Source organism: Aquipseudomonas alcaligenes NBRC 14159 (assembly GCF_000467105.1).
GTDB lineage: Bacteria > Pseudomonadota > Gammaproteobacteria > Pseudomonadales > Pseudomonadaceae > Aquipseudomonas > Aquipseudomonas alcaligenes.
Map to the genome: position 1 here is coordinate 17,106 of NZ_BATI01000001.1, position 12,038 is coordinate 29,143.

Below are 12,038 nucleotides of genomic sequence, written 5' to 3' on the forward strand. Positions count from 1 at the left end.
CTTTTTCTTGTTTGCCCAAGAAAAAGTAACCAAAAAGAAGGGCACCCCGACATCCGGCCCCGCCTTCGGCGGGGTTCCCTCCCTCCGGTGCCACTCCGGGGGCCGGCTTACAAGGGCCATCCATGGCCCTTTAAGCCTCTCGCCGCATCCATGCGGCTCGTCCCCCTGCGCAACACCTCCGCTCGGCCTCCTGACGGGGACTTCGGCGCGCCTGAAGCTCTCTAGCCAAGTCGAAAGCCAACACCTGTCTGCCAGCCTCCTGCAGGAGATCGGGCCGAGACCTACCCCGTCAGAAGGCCGAGCAGAATCGTTGCGTAAGGGGTTGAGCGGCATGGATGCCGCGAGAGCCGCGATTGGCCAAGGATGGCCCTTCGCGGCGGGCCCCTGGAGCAATGATGGCGCGAGGGAAGTCGAGCGCAGCGAGACCCGTATGCCGGGCGTGCTTTCTCTTTGGTTACTTTCTCTTTGCACGAGCAAAGAGAAAGTAACTCGCCCGGGGGGGCGAAACCCAAAACCAAAAGCCAGCTCGGCAATCAGCCAGATGTTCAAAGCCGCAAGCCTGCTGCTGCTAACCAGCCCACTGGCCCACGCCTTCGACCTGGCCGACCTCAGCGCCCAGCTGGCCAAGCCCGCCGTGGTCCGCGGCCCCTTCGTGCAAGAGAAGCACCTGCGTGCCCTCCCCACCCCGCTGACCAGCCAGGGCCAGTTCACCCTGTCCCGCGACCACGGCCTGCTCTGGCTGCCGCAGAAGCCCCTGAAGCAGGACTACCGCATCGCCGACAGCGGCATCGCCCGCCGCACGCCCGAGGGCTGGCAACAGCAACCGGGCCAGGACGTCGCCGCCCAACAGAGCCGCCTGTTCCTCGCCGTGCTCAAGGGCGACCGCTCGGGCCTTGAGCGCGACTTCGAGCTCAAGCTCAGCGGCGAGCAAGACGCCTGGCAGCTCCAGCTCACCCCCCATTCCCTGCTGCTCAAGCAGATCTTCAGCGCCATCCGCATCGACGGCGGCGCGCTGGTCGAGCGCATCGAACTGATCGAGACCCAGGGAGACCGCACCGTCCTGAAAATGCCGCAGAGCCAGGCTGGCGATGCCTTGACCGCGCAGGAGCGCGCCGACCTTGTCCCCTAGCCTGCAGAAAACCCTGCCGCGCCTGTTCGGCGCCCTGCTCCTGGCCCTGCTGGCGCTGGCCGCCTGGCAGTGGCGCAACGGCCCGCCGGTGCAGGCCAGCATGCTCGCCTTGCTGCCCAAAGCCGCCGGCGACGAGCTGGTACAGCAGGCCGAGCAGCGCATGCAGGAGCCACTGTCGCGCGAGCTGCTGATTCTCATCGGCCACCCACAGCGCGAGCGCGCCATCGAGCTGGTGCGCCAGGCTGGCGAGCAGTGGCAGCAAAGCGGCCGCTTCGACAAGGTGCAGTGGAGCCTGCAGGCCGACCTCGCACCGCTGCGCGAACAACTGAGCGCCAGCCGCCTGGCCCTGCTGGCACCGGCCGACCGTCAGTTGCTGATCGAGCAGCCGGACGCCTTCATCCAGCAGCGCGCCCAGCAGCTGTTCGACACCTTCGCCGGCTTCGGTCTGCTGCCCACCGAGCAGGACTGGCTCGGTCTCGGCCTGCGCGCCCAGCAGACGCTGAATCCCGGCAGCCGCATCCAGGCCGACCTCGGCAGCGGCGCTCTGCTGCTGCAGGACGGGTCCACCACCTGGGCCCTGCTGCGCCTGCGCACTCGTGGCGATGCCTTCGACATGCAGGCCCCGCCGCAGATCGCCGCCGCCGTCGCCGAACTGCGCCAGCACGTCGATAGTGAAGGCGGCCAGCTGCTCGCCGCCGGTGGCGCATTGCACGCGGCGGCTGGCCAGGCCAAGGCCACCCGCGAAATCGCCCTGATCGGCGGCGGCGCCACCCTCGGCACCCTGCTGCTGCTTCTGCTGGCCTTCCGCCGCCCGCGCGTGCTGGTCAGCCTGCTGCCGATGGGCGTGGCGCTGCTGGCCGGCTGCACGGCCTGCGTGCTGGTGTTCGGCCAGATCAACGCGCTGACCCTGGTGCTCGGCGCCAGCCTGGTCGGCGTCGCCGCCGACTACCCGCAGCACTACCTGAGCAAGAGCTGGGGCGATGGCCAATGGTCGAGCTGGGCGGCCCTGCGCGAGACCCTGCCGGGCCTGAGCCTGAGCCTGGGCACCAACCTGGCCGGTTATGTGGCGCTGGCCTTCACGCCGTTCCCGGCGCTGACCCAGATCGCCCTGTTCTCCGCCGCCGGCCTGATCGGCGCCTACCTGTGTTCGGTGTGCCTGCTGCCGGCCTGGCTGAACAACCTGCGCCTGGCGCCGCCGGCCAGCCTGCGCCGCGCCGCCGAGCGCCTGGTGCAGCGCCGCGAAACGCTGCTGGCGCGCACCGGCAGCTGGCCGTGGCTGCTCGCCCTGCTGGCCTTCTGCGCCGGTGGCCTGTGGCAGCTGACGCCGCAGAACGACCTGCGCCAGTGGCTGGGCCAGGAGCCGCAGCTGATGGCCGAAGCCAAGCGCATCGCCGAACTGACCGGGCAGCAGCCCACCAGCCAGTTCTTCCTGGTCCGCGGCGCCGACGAGCAACAGCTGCTGCAACGCCAGGCCGAACTGAGCCAGCGCCTGGACGCCGCCATCACCGCCGGCCATCTGCGCGGCTATCGCGCCCTTAACCAGCTGGTAGCGCCGGACAGCGAACTGGCGCCGCTGCGTGCCGCGCTGCAGCAGCTGCCGCAGCACTGGCAACCGCTGCTCGACCTCGGCCTGCCGGAGGCCGCCCTGCGCGGCGAACTGGACGAGTTGCTGCACGCACCGCAACCCAGCCTGGAACAGGCCCTGGCCGGCCCGCTGGGCGAGGCCTGGCGTCCGCTGTGGCTGGGCCGCCATGACAACCAAGTCGCCGGCATCGTCAGCCTGCAGGGCCTGAATGACGCAGCGCTGCTGCAGCAGGCTGCCGCCGGACTGGAGGGCGTGCAGCTGGTCGATCGCCTCGGCGAGCTGAACGGTCTGTTCGTCGCCACCCAGCTCAGCGCCGCCGAGCTCAAGCTGATCTCCAGCGCCGCCATTCTCCTGCTGCTGTGCCTGCCCTTCGGCCTCGGCGGCGCGTTGCGGGTGATCTGCCTGCCGCTGCTCTCGGCCCTGGCGGCGCTGGCCTGCCTCGGCTGGCTGGGCCAGCCGCTGACCCTGTTCAGCCTGTTCGGCCTGCTGCTGATCACCGCCATCGGCGTCGATTACGCCATCCTGATGCGCGAGAACATCGGCGGCCCCGCGGTGAGCCTGCTCGGCACCCTGCTCTCGGCGCTCACCGCGTGGATGTCGTTCGGCCTGCTGCTGCTCAGCCAGACCCCGGCCATCGCCAACTTCGGCCTGGCCATCAGCCTCGGTCTGCTGTTCTGTTTCCTGCTCTCGCCCTGGGCCGCCGCTCGGCCACGCCAGGAGGTGAGCGCATGAACGTACTCGGCTTCTGGCTGCTGGCCCTGGCCATCTACGCCCTAGTGGCCTGGATCGGCGGGCGCCGGCTGATTCCCATCGTCGGCCAGCTGCTGGTCGCCGCCATCGCCATTCCCGCCCTGCTGCTGGTGTGGGTCGAGCCGCACTGGCAGCTGAGCGCCACCGACCTGCTGGCGCCGGCCTGGCTGAACCTGGCCTACGGCCTGTGCTTTGCCCTGCTGCTCGGCTACATCCTCAGCGACGTGATCGACCTCGACCTCAGCCCGGCCTGCGTGAAAATCGCCCTGCCCAGCTTCCTGGTGCCGATGCTGGCCGGCCTGGCCTGCGCGCTCTGGCTGCTGCCGGGTGAGCACGGCTGGCTGAGCGCAGTCGGCATCGGCCTGCTGTTCTCGATCACCGCCATCCCGGTGCTCTATCTGTTCCTGCAGAACATCGGCTACCCGGTGGAAGCGACCAAGCGCCTGCTGCACGCGGCGATCCTGATGGACTTCCTGTGCTGGAGCCTGTTCGGCCTGGCCCAGGGCAGCAGCAATCCCGCCGCCCTGCTGTGGCCGCTGCTGGCCGCCGCGCTGCCACTGGCGCTGCGCCTGCTCAAGCTGCGTCAGCCGCTGCTGTACAGCCTGCCGTTCTTCGCCCTGATGCTGCTGTTTCAGCAGCTGGGCCTCAACGCCCTGGTGTTCGGCATAGCCTACATGCTGTGCCTGGCCTGGCTCCGGCAGCCCTTCGTCCTGCCACTGCCGCTGCGCCAGTGGAAGCTGCTGATCAACGGCCTGGCGGTGCCGCTGATCCTGACCTTCGGCGTGCTGCGGGTGGATTTCCATGGCATAGGTCAAGACACCTCCTGGACGGTCATCGCTATCCTCCTGGCGCTGCCGGTGCTGAGCAAGGTGCTCGGCAGCTGGCTCGGTCTGCACTGGGCCGCCCCGAGCGCCGCGGCGCGGGTGAAGTGGCGCGAGAGCCTGCTGCTGAACATCCGCGGCCTCACCGAAATCGTCTTCCTCAACCTGCTCCTGCAGCTGCAGCTGATCGACTCGCTGATCTATTTCGGCCTGCTGCTGATGAGCCTGTTTTCCACCCTGCTGCCGGCACTGCTCGGCAGACATGTCCATAACGAGGCACGAAGCCGCTATGAAGTCTCCTGAAGTCGAACAACGTCAGATCGTCGTCATCGGTGCCGGCCCGTCCGGCGCCATCGCCGCCGCCATCCTCAAGCGCCAGGGCCACGATGTGCTGGTGCTGGAGCGCCAGCGCTTCCCACGCTTCTCCATCGGCGAGAGCCTGCTGTCGCACTGCCTGGACTTCGTCGAGGAGGCCGGCATGCTCGAAGCGGTGCAGGCTGCCGGCTTCCAGACCAAGCACGGCGCGGCCTTCGCCTGGGGCGAGCGCTACACCGAGTTCGACTTCCGCGACAAGTTCACCGAGGGCAAGGGCTCGACCTACCAGGTGATCCGCGCCGACTTCGACAAGCTGCTAGCCGACCAGGCCGAGCTGCAGGGCGTGGATATCCGCTACGAGGAGGAGATTTTCGCCGCCGACTTCGCCGGTGACTGCCCGCGCCTGTCGGTACGCCGCCTGGCCGACGGCCACAAATACAGCGTCGAATGCGCCTTCGTCCTCGACGGCAGCGGCTACGGCCGCGTGCTGCCGCGCCTGCTCGACCTCGACACGCCGTCGTCCTTCCCGATCCGCCAGGCGGTGTTCACCCATATCGAGGACCGCATCGACCCGGCCTCCGGCTTCGACCGCGAGAAGATCCTCATCACCACCCACCCGAAGCTCAGGGACGTGTGGTTCTGGACCATCCCGTTCAGCAACGGCCGCTGCTCGCTGGGCGTGGTGTCTGCCGCCGAGCACTACGAAGGCTACCCGACGGATCTCGACGCCTGCCTCAAGCAGTTTGTCGCGGAAACCCCGAGCCTATCCAAGGTCTTGGAGAACGCCGTGTGGGACACCCCGGCGCGCGCCATCGGTGGCTACTCGGCCAACGTCAAGAGCCTGCACGGCCCGGGCTTCGCCCTGCTGGGCAACGCCGCCGAGTTCCTCGACCCGGTGTTCAGCTCCGGCGTGACCATCGCCATGCGCTCGGCGAGCATGGCCGCCGCCCTGCTGCATCGCCAGCTCAGCGGTGAGACCGTGGACTGGGAGAGCGAATTCGCCGTCCCGCTCAAGCGCGGCGTGGATACGTTCCGCGTGTATGTGCAGGGTTGGTACGATGGCAGCTTCCAGGACGTGATCTTCTACGAGAAGGCCCAGCCGGATATCCGCCGCATGATCTGCTCGATCCTCGCCGGCTACGCCTGGGACGAGAAGAACCCCTATGTCGCCGAGCCCAAGCGCCGCCTCGGGGTGCTCGCCGAACTCTGCTCCCCCAACTAAGGACCGCCACCGCAATGGAACGCGCCGCCGCCACCTATGTCGAGGAAACCCGCTTCGGCTTCTGGTTCCTGCAGAGCCACGTCTGGCAGCACCACGTGCTGCGCGTGGCGATCAACGACCTCAAGCGCCTGATCGAGGCACCGCTGCCGCAGGCGCCGGTGCTGCTCGACGCCGGTTGCGGCCAGGGCCGCTCGTTTCGCCTGTTGCAGGAAGCCTTTGCCCCGGCGCGGCTGATCGGCCTGGATGCCGACCCGCACAGCCTCGACTGCTCGCGCGCCGAGGCCGAGCAGCTGGGTCTCGAGGTGCAGCTGATCGCCAGCGACTGCGCCAGCATCCAGTTGCCGGACGCCTCCGTCGACATCCTGTTCTGCCACCAGACCTTCCACCATCTGGTCGAGCAGGAGCGTGCCCTGGCCGAGTTCTGGCGCGTACTGAAACCGGGCGGCCTGCTGCTGTTCGCCGAGTCGACCAAGTTCTACATCGACACCTGGGTAATCCGCTGGCTGTTCCGCCACCCGATGCACGTGCAGAAGAGCGCCGAGGAATATCTGGGCATGCTGCGCCAGCAGGGCTTCCAGTTCGAGGAACGCAACGTCTCCTACCCCTACCTGTGGTGGAGCCGCTCCAAGGACTTCGGCCTGCTGGAGCGCTGGGGCATCATGAAGGCCAAGCCGTTCGGCCAGCGCGATGAAACCCTGGTCAATGTGGTGGCGCGCAAGCCGTGCTGAGCCGTGTCCTGCTGCTTGCCCTGACCCTGCTGCTCGGCGCCTGCGCCGGGCACACGCCCGTACCGGCGAGCAGCCCTGAATTGACTGCCGGGCTGCCGATCAGCCTGCAGATCGAACGCACGCAGCGTGGTGAGCGACGCGACTGGCTGCTGGTGATCCAGGCCGAAGGCAAGGCGCTGCGCTGGTCGCTGTTCGATCCGCTCGGCGTGCCGCTGGCGCGCCAGCTGCTGGAGCACGGCGAGTGGCGCAACGACGGCCTGCTGCCGCCGAACGCCGAGGCCCGCGAGCTGTTCGCCGCCCTGTTGTTCGCCCTCACCGCCGATGACGCACTGGCGACCTACCCCGAGGACAGCTGGCAGCGCGACGCCGATGGTCAGCGCCGGCTTAACCCGGACTGGCGAATCCGCTACCGTTCCGCACTGGACTTCACCCTCGCCGCACCACAGCTCAGCTACCGGGTGCGCGCGCTGAATCAAGAAGAAGGCAACTGATGCCCAGCTATTTGAATGCCCTCGGCCTGCTGTGCGCCCTGGGCGAAGGCAAGCAGGCAGTGGCCGACGCGCTGCTGGCCGGCGATGCCTCCGGCATGCACGCCGAGGACGGCTGGGTCACTGACCGCCGCCTCACCGTCGGCGCCGTGCGCGCGGTACTGCCGGCCATGCCGGCCGGTTTCGAAGCCGCCCATAGCCGCAACAATCAGCTGCTGCTGGCCGCGGCCCAGCAGATCGAGCCCGAGCTGCGCGCCGCCATCGCCCGCCACGGCGCCACCCGCGTCGGCCTGGTGCTGGGCACCAGCACCTCGGGCATCCGCGAGGCCAGTGACGGCATTGCGCGCTACCTCAAGGAGGGCGAGCTGCCCGCCGACTACGACTACGCCCAGCAGGAGATGGCCGCGCCAGCCACCTTCCTGGCCGACTGGCTGGGCCTGGCCGGCCCGGTGTACTGCCAGTCCACCGCCTGCACCTCCAGCGCCCGCGCCCTGCTCAGCGCCCATCGCCTGCTGCAACAGGGCCTGTGCGACGCGGTGATCTGCGGCGGCGTGGACAGCCTGTGCCGCCTGACCCTGAACGGCTTCTCGGCGCTCGAAGCGGTATCCGCCGAGCCGTGCAATCCGTTCTCGGTGAACCGCCACGGCATCAATATCGGCGAAGGCGCGGCGCTGTTCCTCATGACCCGCGAGAGCAGCCCGATCGCCTTCCTCGGCGGCGGCGCCAGCTCCGATGCGCACCATATTTCCGCACCGCACCCGCAAGGCCTCGGCGCCCGCGCGGCGATGGACAAGGCCCTGGCCAGCGCCGGCCTGCAGGCCAGCGATATCGACTATCTCAACCTGCACGGCACCGCCACCACGCACAACGACGCCATGGAAAGCCATGCCGTGCACGGGCTGTTCCCGGCCACGCTGCCCTGCTCCTCGACCAAGCCGCTGACCGGCCACACCCTGGGCGCCGCCGGCGCGCTGGAGGCGGCCTTCTGCTGGCTCGCCCTGAGCGAGTACAACCGCGACGGCCTGCTGCCGCCGCATCGCTGGGACGGCCAGGCCGACCCGGCGCTGGCGCCGCTGCGCCTGGTCGGCGCCGGTGATCGCCTGCAGAGAACGTCGGGCCGCCGGCTGATGAGCAACTCCTTCGCCTTCGGCGGCAACAACGTCGCGCTGATCCTGGGTGATGCGCCATGAGCCAGTGGCCGATCGCCGAACTGATCCCGCATGCCGCCGACATGATCCTGATCGACGAAGTCGTCAGTTTCGGCGCCGAAGACATCGAGACCCGCCTGACCGTGCGCCCCGGCGGCCTGTTCAACCAGCAAGACGGCAGCCTGCCGGCCTGGGTCGGCATCGAGCTGATGGCGCAGAGCATCGCCGCCTACGCCGGCTGCCAGGCACGCCAGGCCGGCCTGCCGGTGGAGCTTGGCTTCCTCCTCGGCACGCGCAAGTTCGAGTGCAATGTCGAGCGCTTCCCGGCCGGCGCCGAACTGCGCATCAGGGCCCTGCGCTCGCTGCAGGACGACAACGGCATGGGCGTGTTCGAGTGCCACCTGGATGGCCCGGACATCCATGCCGAGGCGCGCCTCAACGTATTCCGCCCGCCCGAGGTGGCGAGCTATCTACAAGAGCAAACGCAATGACTGAAACCATCCTGGTCACCGGCTCCAGCCGCGGCATCGGCAGGGCCATCGCCCTGCGCCTGGCGCGCTCCGGTTACGACATCGTCCTGCACTGCCGCTCGCGCCGCGATGAGGCCGAAGCCGTGCAGGCGCAGATCGCCGAGCTGGGCCGGCAGGCGCGCATCCTGCAGTTCGACGTATCGGACCGCGCCGCCTGCCGCGCGACGCTGGAGGCCGACGTCGAGCAGCACGGCGCCTACTACGGCGTGGTGTGCAACGCCGGGCTGACCCGCGACGGCGCCTTCCCGGCGCTCTCCGACGACGACTGGGATCAGGTGCTGCGCACCAACCTCGATGGCTTCTACAACGTGCTGCACCCGCTGACCATGCCGATGATCCGCCGTCGCCAGGCCGGGCGCATCGTCTGCATCACCTCGGTCTCCGGGCTGATCGGCAACCGCGGCCAGGTCAACTACAGCGCCTCCAAGGCCGGCGTGATCGGCGCGGCCAAGGCCCTGGCCATCGAGCTGGGCAAGCGCAAGATCACGGTCAACTGCGTGGCACCGGGGCTGATCGACACCGAGATCCTCGACGAGCAGGTACCGGTGGAGGAGATCCTCAAGATGGTGCCGGCCGCGCGCATGGGCACCCCGGAAGAAGTCGCCGGCGCGGTGAATTTCCTGATGTCCGAGGAGGCGGCGTACATTACCCGCCAGGTCCTCGCGGTGAACGGTGGTCTGTGCTGATGAAACGTGTTGTCGTCACCGGCATGGCCGGTATCACCTCGCTGGGCAGCGACTGGCCGACCATCTCGGCCAACTTCAAGGCCGGCAAGAGCGGCATCCGCCGCATGGATGAATGGGACCGTTTCAGCGAGCTGAACACCCGCCTGGGCGGCCCGGTGGACGACTTCGTCCAGCCCAAGCACTGGACGCGCAAGCAGACCCGCAGCATGGGCCGGGTGTCCAAACTGGCGGTGTACGCCGCCGAACGCGCTCTGGAACATGCCGGCCTGCTCGGCGATCCATGCATCAGCGATGGGCGCATGGGCGTGGCCTGTGGCTCGTCCACCGGCAGCACCGACGAGATCAAGGCATTCGGCAACATGCTGCTGAATTCCGTAGCAGACGGCCTCAACGCCAACTCCTATATCCGCATGATGCCGCACACCACGGCGGCCAATATCAGCATCTTCTTCGGCCTCAAGGGCCGCCTGATCCCCACCTCCAGCGCCTGCACCAGCGGCAGCCAGGGCATCGGCTACGCCTACGAGGCGATCAAGTTTGGCCGCCTGAAGATGATGCTGGCCGGCGGCGCCGAGGAGCTGTGCCCGACCGAGGCCATGGTGTTCGACGCGCTCTACGCCACCAGCCTGAAGAACGACACCCCGCACCTGTCGCCGCGCCCCTATGACAGCGGCCGCGACGGCCTGGTGATCGGCGAGGGCGCCGGCATCCTGGTGCTGGAGGAGCTGGAGCACGCGCTGGCGCGCGGCGCGACCATCCATGCCGAGATCGTCGGCTTCGGTTGCAACTCCGACGGCATCCACGCCACCAAGCCGGAGCAGGCGACCATGCGCGGCGCCATGGAGCTGGCCCTGGAGGATGCCAGGCTGGAACCCGCCGCCATTGGCTACGTCAACGGCCACGGCACCGCCACCGCCCAGGGCGACGTGGCCGAGAGCCTGGCCACCAGCAGCCTGTTCGGCCCGCGCATGCCGATCAGCTCGCAAAAGAGCTTCTTCGGCCACACCCTGGGTGCCTGCGGCGCGCTGGAGTCCTGGTTCAGCATCGAGATGATGAACAGCGACAGCTACGTCTACACCCTCAACCTGGACAACGTCGATCCGGAGTGCGGCGAGCTGGACTACCTGCGCGGCGAGTTCCGCCAGATGAGCCACCAGTACGTGATGAACAACAACTTCGCCTTCGGCGGGGTGAACACCTCGCTGATCTTCAAACGCTGGAACGCAGATAACGCATGACTCGCACGCTCAAGACCCTGTTGCTGGCCCTGACCCTGTTCGGCCTGGCCGCCTGTACCTCCAAGCCGCTGCTGCAGCCCGAGGTGAAACTGCCGGCGGAGCGCGAGTACAGCCAGGTGCAGCTGCAGCAGGCCATCATCAGCGCCCTGGAGGCGCGGCGCTGGCAGGTGGAGCGTGTCGAACCCAGCCAAATTCAGGCTTCGATCAACGTGCGCCAGCGCCACCTCGCCAGAATCAGCATCGATTACAGCCCCTTCGGCTTTCTGATCCGCTACCGCGACAGCCAGGGCCTGGAGTACGAAGACGGCAAAATTCATCGCAACTACAATCGCTGGGTCAACAGCCTGCGCGCCGAGATTCTGCACCAGCTGAAGCTCCCGAAAACCCTGTGAGTCAACCATCGTCAAGGAGACGACCATGCAACTGAAAAACTGGACCCTGGCCGCCCTGCTCTTCGCGCTGATCCCGGGCATCAGCCAGGCACGCGACACCACTCACTTCCTGCCGTTCGAGCAGGCCGTACAGGAAGCCACGAACGCCGGCCGCCTGGACGGCAGCGTGAAGTTCTACCTGGCAGGCAACAAGCCGGCCGGCAGCGTCAGCGTGGTCAAGTCGGGCGTGACCACCAGCCAGAAGACCAACGCCTTCAACAAGAGCGACGAGGAAGCCTGCTCCTGGGTCCTGCAGTCGGCGCTGATCCGCATGCAGAACGCCGCCAAGCAGGCTGGCGCCAATGCGGTGGTCAACATCGTCAGCAACTACAAGAACGTGGTCTATTCCGACGCGCAGAAGTACGAGTGCCACGCCGGCGCCATCATGGCCGGTGTCGCGCTGAAGGCCGACCTGGCCAACGTCAAGTAACAGCAACACCATGCCGGCCGCGGCTGCGCGGCCGGCTTACCCATCCGGGCGCATCCGCAGTCCACGTGCGGCCCTTGCGAGGATCACCGCATGTCCCTGCGCCTGTGCCTGCTGTTGCCGCTGATCGTGCTTTCCAGCGCCTGCACCACCATCCGCGTCGAGCCGCTGAAGACGCCGCTCGCCTCGTTGTGTATCGAAGAGAACCCCGCGGTACAGGTGGACGACTTCCTCGGCACCCTGCAGCGCGGCTTCGCCCGTCACGGCATCGACACCCGCCTGTACAAGCAGATCCCCGCCAGCGGCTGCCCGCAGGTACTCAGCTATACGGCGCGGCGCTCCTGGTCGGTGGTCACCTACCTGTCGCTAGCCGAACTGCGCATCCGCGATGAGGAAGGGCGCCAGCTGGCCAGCGCCTACTACCGTTTCCGCGGCCGCGGCCTCCTCGCCGTAAAAAAGTGGCAGAGCACCGAGACCAAGATGACGCCGGTGATCGACCAGTTGCTGGCCGCAAGGCCCTAGGCATCCAGTGTGCTGCGC

The 12,038-nt window shown here is 68.0% G+C and carries 13 protein-coding genes; all 13 read left to right on the forward strand.

Annotated features, from left to right (window positions below):
- Window positions 1-541: 541 nt before the first annotated feature.
- Window positions 542-1,129 carry an outer membrane lipoprotein carrier protein LolA gene (locus PA6_RS00100; protein ID WP_021698810.1) on the forward strand — a complete coding sequence of 196 codons (588 nt, stop codon included), beginning with the start codon at window positions 542-544 and terminating at the stop codon, window positions 1,127-1,129.
- On the forward strand, window positions 1,119-3,446 hold the full coding sequence (locus PA6_RS00105; RefSeq protein WP_021698811.1) for an MMPL family transporter: 2,328 nt from the start codon (window positions 1,119-1,121) through the stop codon (window positions 3,444-3,446). Before PA6_RS00100 ends, PA6_RS00105 begins: the two co-directional genes overlap by 11 nt.
- Window positions 3,443-4,588, forward strand: coding sequence for a cation:proton antiporter (locus PA6_RS00110; RefSeq protein ID WP_021698812.1), 1,146 nt, complete (start codon window positions 3,443-3,445; stop codon window positions 4,586-4,588). Before PA6_RS00105 ends, PA6_RS00110 begins: the two co-directional genes overlap by 4 nt.
- Window positions 4,575-5,822 (forward strand): NAD(P)/FAD-dependent oxidoreductase, encoded by a 1,248-nt coding sequence (locus PA6_RS00115; RefSeq protein ID WP_021698813.1) that lies wholly within the window; start codon window positions 4,575-4,577, stop codon window positions 5,820-5,822. Before PA6_RS00110 ends, PA6_RS00115 begins: the two co-directional genes overlap by 14 nt.
- Window positions 5,823-5,836: 14 nt before the next feature.
- Entirely contained in the window at window positions 5,837-6,550 is a 714-nt protein-coding gene (locus tag PA6_RS00120) for a class I SAM-dependent methyltransferase (RefSeq protein WP_021698814.1), read from the forward strand.
- Entirely contained in the window at window positions 6,547-7,041 is a 495-nt protein-coding gene (locus tag PA6_RS00125; RefSeq protein ID WP_043216072.1) for a hypothetical protein, read from the forward strand. Before PA6_RS00120 ends, PA6_RS00125 begins: the two co-directional genes overlap by 4 nt.
- Window positions 7,041-8,228: a beta-ketoacyl-[acyl-carrier-protein] synthase family protein gene (locus PA6_RS00130; RefSeq protein WP_021698816.1), complete on the forward strand. Its 1,188-nt coding sequence runs from the start codon at window positions 7,041-7,043 to the stop codon at window positions 8,226-8,228. Before PA6_RS00125 ends, PA6_RS00130 begins: the two co-directional genes overlap by 1 nt.
- Window positions 8,225-8,677, forward strand: a complete 453-nt coding sequence (locus PA6_RS00135; RefSeq protein WP_021698817.1) for a hotdog family protein — start codon at window positions 8,225-8,227, stop codon at window positions 8,675-8,677. The genes PA6_RS00130 and PA6_RS00135 overlap by 4 nt, the downstream gene beginning before the upstream one ends.
- A complete protein-coding gene (fabG, locus tag PA6_RS00140) occupies window positions 8,674-9,402 on the forward strand; it encodes a 3-oxoacyl-ACP reductase FabG (protein WP_021698818.1) in 729 nt (242 codons plus the stop codon). Before PA6_RS00135 ends, fabG begins: the two co-directional genes overlap by 4 nt.
- Window positions 9,402-10,640 carry a beta-ketoacyl-ACP synthase gene (locus PA6_RS00145; protein WP_021698819.1) on the forward strand — a complete coding sequence of 413 codons (1,239 nt, stop codon included), beginning with the start codon at window positions 9,402-9,404 and terminating at the stop codon, window positions 10,638-10,640. Before fabG ends, PA6_RS00145 begins: the two co-directional genes overlap by 1 nt.
- Window positions 10,637-11,032: a hypothetical protein gene (locus tag PA6_RS00150; protein WP_021698820.1), complete on the forward strand. Its 396-nt coding sequence runs from the start codon at window positions 10,637-10,639 to the stop codon at window positions 11,030-11,032. The genes PA6_RS00145 and PA6_RS00150 overlap by 4 nt, the downstream gene beginning before the upstream one ends.
- A gap of 25 nt (window positions 11,033-11,057) precedes the next feature.
- Window positions 11,058-11,501: a hypothetical protein gene (locus PA6_RS00155; RefSeq protein WP_021698821.1), complete on the forward strand. Its 444-nt coding sequence runs from the start codon at window positions 11,058-11,060 to the stop codon at window positions 11,499-11,501.
- A gap of 90 nt (window positions 11,502-11,591) precedes the next feature.
- Complete coding sequence (locus PA6_RS00160; protein WP_021698822.1) at window positions 11,592-12,020, forward strand: Sbal_3080 family lipoprotein; 429 nt, start codon at window positions 11,592-11,594, stop codon at window positions 12,018-12,020.
- The last annotated feature ends 18 nt before the right edge of the window (window positions 12,021-12,038 follow it).

Excerpts from the sequence above, each read along its gene's own strand:
- PA6_RS00100 (WP_021698810.1), top strand. The coding sequence starts at position 542 with ATGTTCAAAGCCGCAAGCCTGCTGCTGCTAACCAGCCCACTGGCCCAC.
- PA6_RS00110 (WP_021698812.1), top strand. The coding sequence starts at position 3,443 with ATGAACGTACTCGGCTTCTGGCTGCTGGCCCTGGCCATCTACGCCCTA.
- PA6_RS00115 (WP_021698813.1), top strand. The coding sequence starts at position 4,575 with ATGAAGTCTCCTGAAGTCGAACAACGTCAGATCGTCGTCATCGGTGCC.
- PA6_RS00120 (WP_021698814.1), top strand. The coding sequence starts at position 5,837 with ATGGAACGCGCCGCCGCCACCTATGTCGAGGAAACCCGCTTCGGCTTC.
- PA6_RS00130 (WP_021698816.1), top strand. The coding sequence starts at position 7,041 with ATGCCCAGCTATTTGAATGCCCTCGGCCTGCTGTGCGCCCTGGGCGAA.
- PA6_RS00135 (WP_021698817.1), top strand. The coding sequence starts at position 8,225 with ATGAGCCAGTGGCCGATCGCCGAACTGATCCCGCATGCCGCCGACATG.
- fabG (WP_021698818.1), top strand. The coding sequence starts at position 8,674 with ATGACTGAAACCATCCTGGTCACCGGCTCCAGCCGCGGCATCGGCAGG.
- PA6_RS00145 (WP_021698819.1), top strand. The coding sequence starts at position 9,402 with ATGAAACGTGTTGTCGTCACCGGCATGGCCGGTATCACCTCGCTGGGC.
- PA6_RS00150 (WP_021698820.1), top strand. The coding sequence starts at position 10,637 with ATGACTCGCACGCTCAAGACCCTGTTGCTGGCCCTGACCCTGTTCGGC.
- PA6_RS00155 (WP_021698821.1), top strand. The coding sequence starts at position 11,058 with ATGCAACTGAAAAACTGGACCCTGGCCGCCCTGCTCTTCGCGCTGATC.
- PA6_RS00160 (WP_021698822.1), top strand. The coding sequence starts at position 11,592 with ATGTCCCTGCGCCTGTGCCTGCTGTTGCCGCTGATCGTGCTTTCCAGC.